Below are 2,132 nucleotides of genomic sequence, written 5' to 3' on the forward strand. Positions count from 1 at the left end.
ACGGGAACCGCCGGGTCCGTGGGTGGACCGGGCACGACCGGGGGTCGCGCGCCGCCGTCCTGGCCGGGCAGCGGGGGGTACGGCGAGGGGGCCGCCGGTCCGGGAGCGCTCATGAGAGCAGGGTAGTGCCCCAGGGCTCAACGGTAAGGGGCAGAGGCCCGATCGCTCGGAGCCACCACGACGTCCCCGCCGGGAGCGGCGCTGGCCAACGCCTCGTACGCGGACGGCTCGTCGACCGACTCGGCGAGCAGCGGGACGGCGGTGACCTTGACGTCGAAGCCGCCCAGGGCCCGGCGGTAGGTGCCGACCGACTCCCACTCGGTGACCAGGCACCAGTGGCGGGGGTCGTCGAGGGCCCGCACCAGCTGGCCGCGCAGGTACCCGGGTCGGGCCGCGAGGGCGGCGAGGGCGGCGTGCGCCCGCGCGGTGAAGTCGTCGGCGACATCGACGTCGACCACGAACCGGTTGGTCACCAGCACCGGGTTCCTCCTCGTAGAGTCTGTGGGATGCAGCGTACGCAGAGCCCGATCGCGGCCCGGCTGGCCCGGGCGAATCCGACGACGGTGTTCCTGGTCACCCTGGTGCTGGTGCTGGTCGCGTTCTTCACGCCCGGCGTGGTCGGTGGCCTGTTCACCCTCCTGCTGGCGGCGGGGGTGGCCGCGCTGCTGGTGACGACCTGGTCGGTCCAGACGCCGGGGACGCGGATGATCCGGCTGGTGATACTGACCCTGCTGGTGGCGGCGGGGCTGGCGAAGCTGCTCTGACATGCAAGCATGCGTTTTTGACAATCATTGTCGTTCGCGCGGACAGTTGACGACATGAACAACCGCACCGCACCGCGCGCCCTGGCCGCCGCGACGACCGCCCTGCTCGCCCTGGGCGGCGTCACCGCCTGCTCCGACAACGAGGCCGCCGGCGCCGACCCGCAGCGGGTCGACGTGGTGGCCGCCTTCTACCCGCTCCAGTTCCTCGCCGAGCGGATCGGCGGTGACGCGGTGACGGTCACCAACCTGGTCAAGCCGGGCGCCGAGCCGCACGACGTGGAGCTCAACCCGGGCCAGGTCGGCGACGTTGCCGAGGCGGAGCTGGTGGTCTACCTCGCCGGCTTCCAGCCGCAGGTCGACGAGGCCGTCGAGCAGAACGCCAAGGACCGCGCCTTCGACGTGGCCACCGTGCAGCCCCTACGCGACGCCGCGGCCGACGCCCACGACCACGAGGGCGAGGGCGAGGGCGAGAGCAAGGAGCCCGGCCACGAGGAGGAGACCGGGGGCAAGGACCCGCACCTCTGGCTGGACCCGACCCGCCTCGCCACCGTCGGCGACAAGCTGGCCGAGCGGCTCGGCGGGGCCGACCCGGACCGGGCCGCCGAGTACACGACCCGGGCGAAGGAACTCCGCACGGAGCTGGAGAAGCTCGACGGTGAGTTCACCGCCGGGCTGAAGACCTGCCAGCGCCGCGAGATCGTGGTCAGCCACACGGCCTTCGGGTACCTGACCGAGCGCTACCAGCTGGAGCAGATCGGCATCACCGGCCTCAGCCCGGAGAACGAGCCGTCGCCGCAGCGCCTGGCCGAGGTCGCCGAGGAGGCCAAGGAGCACAAGGCCACCACCATCTTCTTCGAGACGCTGGTCAGCCCGAAGGTCGCCGAGACCATCGCCGGCCAGGTCGGCGCGAAGACCGCCGTGCTGGATCCGATCGAAGGGCTGTCGACCGACGACGGCGGCGACTACCTTTCGGTGATGCGTACCAACCTGGCGAGCCTGAGGACGGCGTTGAGCTGCTCGTGACATCCCCTGTCATCACTGTCACGCACGGGGTGGTCGGCTACGACGGCCGCCCCGTGCTGCGTGACGTCTCCCTGACGGTGACCACCGGCGAGGTGGTCGCCCTGCTCGGCGCCAACGGCTCCGGGAAGTCCACGCTCATCCGTGCCGTCCTCGGGTTGGTGCCGCTCAGCTCCGGGTCGGTCACCCTCTTCGACCGCCCGTTGCGGCGGTTCCGCCAGTGGCACCGCATCGGGTACGTCCCGCAGCGGCTGGGCGCCGGCAGCGGCGTACCGGCCACGGTCCGCGAGGTGGTGGCCTCCGGCCGGCTCGCCCGGCGGGGCGTGCTGCGACCGGCCGGCGCCGCCG

The 2,132-nt window shown here is 72.6% G+C and carries 4 protein-coding genes; 3 read left to right on the top strand and 1 reads right to left on the bottom strand.

Going from position 1 to position 2,132, the window contains the following annotated elements; genetic code table 11:
- Window positions 1-137 precede the first annotated feature (137 nt).
- On the bottom strand, window positions 138-479 hold the full coding sequence (locus AB0I76_RS28400; RefSeq protein ID WP_357041756.1) for an antibiotic biosynthesis monooxygenase: 342 nt from the start codon (window positions 477-479) through the stop codon (window positions 138-140).
- Between the two features lie 27 nt (window positions 480-506).
- On the opposite strand from AB0I76_RS28400, the gene AB0I76_RS28405 reads away from it, so the two are divergent.
- The 3 genes from AB0I76_RS28405 to AB0I76_RS28415 all read left to right on the top strand — a co-directional run.
- Window positions 507-764: a hypothetical protein gene (locus AB0I76_RS28405; protein WP_357041759.1), complete on the top strand. Its 258-nt coding sequence runs from the start codon at window positions 507-509 to the stop codon at window positions 762-764.
- A gap of 54 nt (window positions 765-818) precedes the next feature.
- Window positions 819-1,787, top strand: coding sequence for a metal ABC transporter substrate-binding protein (locus AB0I76_RS28410; RefSeq protein ID WP_357041763.1), 969 nt, complete (start codon window positions 819-821; stop codon window positions 1,785-1,787).
- The coding region (locus tag AB0I76_RS28415; protein ID WP_357041766.1) for an ATP-binding cassette domain-containing protein at window positions 1,784-2,132 on the top strand (349 nt) is incomplete at its 3' end. The genes AB0I76_RS28410 and AB0I76_RS28415, both read left to right, overlap by 4 nt.

Source organism: Micromonospora sp. NPDC049799 (assembly GCF_040656655.1).
In the GTDB taxonomy this organism is placed as follows: domain Bacteria; phylum Actinomycetota; class Actinomycetes; order Mycobacteriales; family Micromonosporaceae; genus Micromonospora.